The following is a 5459-nucleotide window of genomic DNA, read 5'->3' as shown; positions in this document are numbered from 1 at the left end:
ACGTCGAGGCTGAACAGCCACTGGATTGCGCCGGAAGCTTCAAGTGTGAAGGGCTCGGCATAGTGCTGTTCAAGGCGTTAGAGGGACGCGATCCCAATTCGCTGATCGGCTTGCCGTTGATCGGTCTGGTTGAGATGCTGGCCTGCCATGGTCACTCTCTTCCCTGATCCATCATCACGGCAGCCCTGATCAGGTATTTTCAGTTGCTTGATCACCGAGACATCCCAACCTTGATCATGTCGACCGACATTGACCCAAACTGCGTTATCAGCAGAGACAAGGCGGTGTAAATGACAAAAGAGCGCCAAAGCGCTCTCTTGTCAGGTGTTATTACAGACGCATCACCCTTGCGTGAAACATCACGGGATAAACCTAATCGAAGGCCCGCGCAGCTGCGCCATGGTGTCGGCCATCAGTACTGGCTCGAACTCGGCCAGACGTGCCTTGTCATGGACACCCCAGGTCACTCCGATACTCGCCATACCAAGCGCCTTTGCCATGCCGAGATCGTGGATCGAGTCCCCTATCATCACCGCCTCGTTGACGGGCACCTTGAGCTCATCGAGCAACTGCCTGAGCATCAGGGGATCGGGTTTGGAGTTCGCCTCGTCTGCGCCGCGACTGGCAGCAAACAAGGGTCTCAATCCTGTCTCGTCCAGCACTCTGTCCAGACCTCGCCGTGACTTGCCTGTGGCCACCGCCAGCAATACGCCACGCCCATGCCAGTCATGGAGCAATTCGGTGACGCCATCAAACAAGGGGCTGGGGGTATTATCATGGAGGTAATGGTACCGATAACGATCAACCAGGCGATCGCAGGATTCACTCCCCTCCTCCAGCCCAAACAGCCCCGCCAGCCCAACGCCCAGACTCAAGCCAATGATCTGCTGAGTTTGCTGCTGCGTCGGCATCGGCAGGCCGCAGTCGCTGGCAGCCAGCTCGACGCAGGTGACGATACGCCCGATGGAGTCCATCAGGGTGCCATCCCAGTCAAAGATTGCGAGCCGGATAGCCATCAGCGTGCCAGCTTGTTGAGGAAGCTGTCGAGCTCAGGCGCCAGCGGCGCCTCGATCAATACCTCACGGCCATCGACCGGATGGGTAAAGGTGAGCTTCCAGGCATGCAAGAACAGACGTTTTAGCCCTTGGCTGCGCATTTTCTCGTCAAAGGCCGCTTCACCATATTTGTCATCGCACGCGATGGGGTGGCCCGCATGCTGGGTATGCACCCGGATCTGGTGAGTTCGGCCGGTGATCGGGCTGCACTCGATCAGAGTTGCCTCGGCAAATTGGCGCGCGATCCTAAAGCGTGTCTCCGATGGCTTGCCATCGGCCGTGACTCGCACTACCCGTTCGCCAGATTGCAGGTCGTTTTTGCGCAGCGGCGCATTGACCACCTTGACATGAGACTGCCATTTGCCACGCACCAGTGCCAGATACTGCTTGCGCATGGTCTTGATGCGCAGCTGCTCGGTGCAGGCTGCGCAGGGCGCTGCGCTTCTTGGCAACCAGCAGCACGCCTGAAGTGTCGCGATCGAGGCGATGTACCAGCTCCAGGAAGCGGGCTTCCGGGCGCAGGGCCCTCAGCCCTTCAATAACACCAAAGCTCAAGCCACTGCCGCCGTGCACAGCCATGCCGGACGGCTTGTTGAGCACTATCATGGCGTCATCTTCAAACAGGATCTGGCTCTCCAGGCGCTGGATGCTGCCAAGGTTGGCCGAGGGCAGTTCGTTCTTCTCGGCAACGCGCACGGGAGGCACCCGCACCTCGTCACCGCAGATGAGTTTGTATTCAGGTTTGATGCGCTTTTTGTTGACGCGCACCTCCCCTTTGCGAAGGATGCGATAGATCAGGCTCTTGGGGACGCCCTTTAACTGAGTCTTGAGAAAATTGTCGATGCGCTGCCCTTCATGCTCAGCTTCGATGGTGAGCAGCTGCACTTGCTGTTGTATCTGTGTCATGGCGGGGATTTTAACACCCCGCGGGCCCCTTGGCTCCATGCTTTGTTGAAAAATGGCACCTTGCTATAAAAGTGGTTTAAATGGGATAATAAACAAGGTTTTGTCATTGTGTTCAAGCCTTGTACTAAGTGGCCAAAAATTATGCCACCCAATCCCGAAACACCGTGTCTACAAGAACATGACGGTCCCCGGGTGCGAGGTACAGCGTATGGAGAACGCAAACAAAATCGGCTATTTGTCTCCACACCGGCATCCCTTATTCATCTCTTCTCGAGAAGGTTGAACCAGAGCGCCCTTAGTTTGCGCCTCATGCGTACCCCAACCGGGAGGTTGCCCAAGTATGCTGAAGACCCGAGGCCGGCGCCGGCGGGATCCTGTGGAGGAAATCAAAATGACAAAATAATGAGAACTCAATGAAAAGAATGCTAATCAACGCGACTCAGGAAGAGGAGTTGCGCGTAGCGCTGGTTGACGGACAACAGCTCTATGATTTGGATATTGAAAGTCCGGGACACGAGCAGAAAAAAGCAAACATCTACAAGGGCCGAATCACCCGCGTAGAACCCAGTCTCGAAGCTGCTTTTGTCGACTACGGCGCCGAGCGCCACGGTTTCCTGCCGTTAAAGGAGATCGCCCGCAATTATTTCCCCTCCGGTTACTCCTATCAGGGTCGTCCCAACATCAAAGAAGTGGTCCGCGAAGGCCAGGAAGTGATCGTTCAGATCGATAAAGAAGAGCGTGGTACCAAAGGTGCAGCCCTCACTACCTTTATCAGTCTGGCCGGCAGCTACCTGGTACTGATGCCGAACAACCCCCGCGCCGGTGGCATCTCGCGCCGTATCGAGGGTGATGAGCGCACCGAACTGAAAGAGGCCCTGTCGGGTCTGACTGTGCCGGAAGGCATGGGCCTGATCGTGCGTACCGCCGGTGTTGGTAAATCCCCCGAGGAACTCTCCTGGGATCTGAACGTCCTGCTCAACCACTGGGATTCCATCCACAAGGCCTCCTTGCAACGCAACGCTCCCGTGCTCATCCATCAGGAAAGCAACGTGATCGTGCGTGCCATTCGTGACTATTTGCGTCGCGATGTCGGCGAGATCCTGATCGATAACCCCGTCATCTTCGAGCGTGCCAAGGCACATATCGAACTGGTTCGCCCCGATTTCCTCAATCGCGTGAAGCTGTACCAGGGTGACGTGGCGCTGTTCAACCACTTCCAGATTGAGAGCCAGATTGAGTCTGCCTTCCAGCGTGAAGTGCGTCTGCCTTCCGGCGGCAGCATCGTCATCGATCCGACCGAGGCCCTGACCTCCATCGATATCAACTCCTCCCGGGCAACCAAGGGTGGCGATATCGAAGAGACGGCGCTGCAAACCAACCTGGAAGCGGCCGACGAGATTGCTCGCCAACTGCGCCTGCGTGACCTGGGTGGTCTGATCGTCATCGACTTCATCGACATGACCCCGGTTCGCCATCAGCGCGAAGTGGAAAACCGTCTGCGTGAAGCCGTGCATCAAGACAGAGCCCGTATCCAGCTCGGCCGTATCTCCCGCTTCGGTCTGCTGGAGATGTCCCGCCAGCGTCTGCGCCCCTCCCTCAACGAATCCAGCAGTCATATCTGCCCTCGTTGCCAGGGGCAGGGTGTGATCCGTGACAACGAATCACTGGCCCTCTCTATCCTGCGTCTTATCGAAGAAGAGGCGCTCAAGGACAATACCGAACAGGTTCATGCCCAGGTGCCGGTGGATGTTGCCGCCTACCTGCTCAACGAGAAACGCAGCTCCATCGCCAGCCTCGAGCAGCGTAACGAGGTTCGCCTCTACATCATCCCCAATCAGCATCTGGAAACCCCTCACTACGAAGTGACCCGCATTCGCAAGAATGAGATCGCCGAAGCGGTGAGCTATGAGCTGAAAACCGAAGTCGCCAAGCCGGTCTATCAACCCAAGCAGACCCAGGTGGTCGAGCGGGAACAGCCGCTGCTGCAGGGCTTCATCCAGCCAGCTCAACCAGCCCCTGCGGCCGTAGCCCCTCAGGCTGCCGCCCCTGTTGCGGCACCCGCCGTGGCCGAAGCAGGTCTGGTGAGCAAGCTGTTCAAAGCCATCGCCGGCCTCTTCGCCAGCAGCCCGGCAGCCACCGACGCCAAACCAGCGGCACCGGCTCAAACCGAAGCCCGCAAGGAAGAGCCTCATCGTCATCAACGTGATGAGCGCCGCCCCCGCCAAGGCCAGGGAAACCGCAATCGCAACGACAACAATGAGCAGCGCCGTGACGCCAAGAGTGGCGAGCAGGGTGACAATCGTGCCCGTCGTCCGCGTAAAGAGCGTGAACCGCGTCCGGAGCAAGCTGCCCGCACAGAGCGCGAACCCCGTGCCGAGCGTGAGCCACGTCAGGATCGCGAACCGCGTCAGGAACGTGAACCTCGCCAGCCGCGCGAGCCCCGTGCCGAGCGTGAACCACGTCAGGATCGCGAAGCCCGGGTCGAGCGTGAACCTCGCCAACCCCGTGAGCCGCGTCAACCTCGCGAGCCTCGTGGTGAGCGTGAACCTCGCCAGCCTCGTGAACCCCGTGCCGAGCTTGAGGTTCAGGCCATCGCCGCCGAACCGCTGCAGACCCCGGTTGATACTCAACAAGAGATCCACCAGGAGAAGGAGCTGATCGTCGCCGAACGCCGTGAACGTCGCCAACTGCGCAAGCAGATCCGGGTCGATGGGCCTCAGGCCGAACTGCCAGTTGAGCCGGTAGACGCTGCCGAAGGGAGTGATGCCGAGCAGGGTGATGAGCAGGACGGCCAGCGTCGCTCCCGCCGTAACCCCCGTGGCTCGCGGAGCGAAGGTCAGCGTCGCAAGCGCATCAACGAAGATGCTCGCAGCCAGCGCGAAGAGGAACAGCCCCAGGTCCAGAGCAATGAGCCCCTGACCCAGCTTGCTCCCCTGAGCCATGATGCCGTTGCCGCCGCGACTCAGGCATCTGCCGCTCTGGTAGAACACGCCGTGATTGACAATGATCACCACCTGCCGGAAGTGCCTTTCGTTGATACCAGTAAAGCGGTGGTCAGCGAGCCGGTCGCCCCTGTCGTCGCGCAGGCAGAGCCAGCTGCTGTCGTTCAGACTGCCCCGGTCGACATGGTCGAAGCCGCACCAGTGGTGACGGCAGAGCCAACTCAGGTCGAGGTTGCTGAAACCGCAGCCCCTCGTCGTCGCTGAGACTCAGGTTGAGACGCCGATCGTGGCGCAAGCCTCTGCCGAGGTTCAGGTTCAGGTTCAGAGCGATGCTATCGTTGAGCCAGTAGCGCCGGCCGTGGTGGAAACCGTTCAGCCTGAAGTGAAGGTCGAAGCTGTTGAAGCCAAGGTGGAAGCCGCGCCAGTGGTTGCCCCTGTCGAAGTCGAAACCCCTGTGGTTGTGGCTGCGGTAGAAGAGCAAGAAGCCCCAGTGGCGGCGCCTGTCGCAGCTGCGGTGGCCAAGCCTGCTGCCACACCGGCTGTACGCTCCGCCGGT

2 protein-coding genes and 2 pseudogenes are annotated in these 5459 nt (G+C 59.3%); 2 read left to right on the top strand and 2 right to left on the bottom strand.

All coding sequences use genetic code 11. The features are described from left to right. Window positions 1-167 (top strand): Maf family protein (locus G113_RS18820; protein ID WP_005909004.1); only part of this gene is annotated, 167 nt, incomplete at its 5' end. A gap of 192 nt (window positions 168-359) precedes the next feature. On the opposite strand, the gene G113_RS18815 is transcribed toward G113_RS18820, so the two are convergent. Continuing rightward, window positions 360-1019 carry an HAD family hydrolase gene (locus G113_RS18815; RefSeq protein WP_161618927.1) on the bottom strand — a complete coding sequence of 220 codons (660 nt, stop codon included), beginning with the start codon at window positions 1017-1019 and terminating at the stop codon, window positions 360-362. Then, window positions 1016-1961: pseudogene (rluC, locus tag G113_RS18810) on the bottom strand (23S rRNA pseudouridine(955/2504/2580) synthase RluC). Before rluC ends, G113_RS18815 begins: the two are co-directional and overlap by 4 nt. Window positions 1962-2374: 413 nt before the next feature. Here rluC and rne point away from each other — a divergent pair. Continuing rightward, a pseudogene (gene rne / locus G113_RS18805) lies at window positions 2375-5459 on the top strand (ribonuclease E); the annotation flags it as partial.

It is taken from the genome of Aeromonas molluscorum 848 (genome assembly GCF_000388115.1).
GTDB classification, from domain to species: Bacteria; Pseudomonadota; Gammaproteobacteria; order Enterobacterales; family Aeromonadaceae; genus Aeromonas; species Aeromonas molluscorum.
This window is presented reverse-complemented; position numbering and strand designations above follow the sequence as displayed.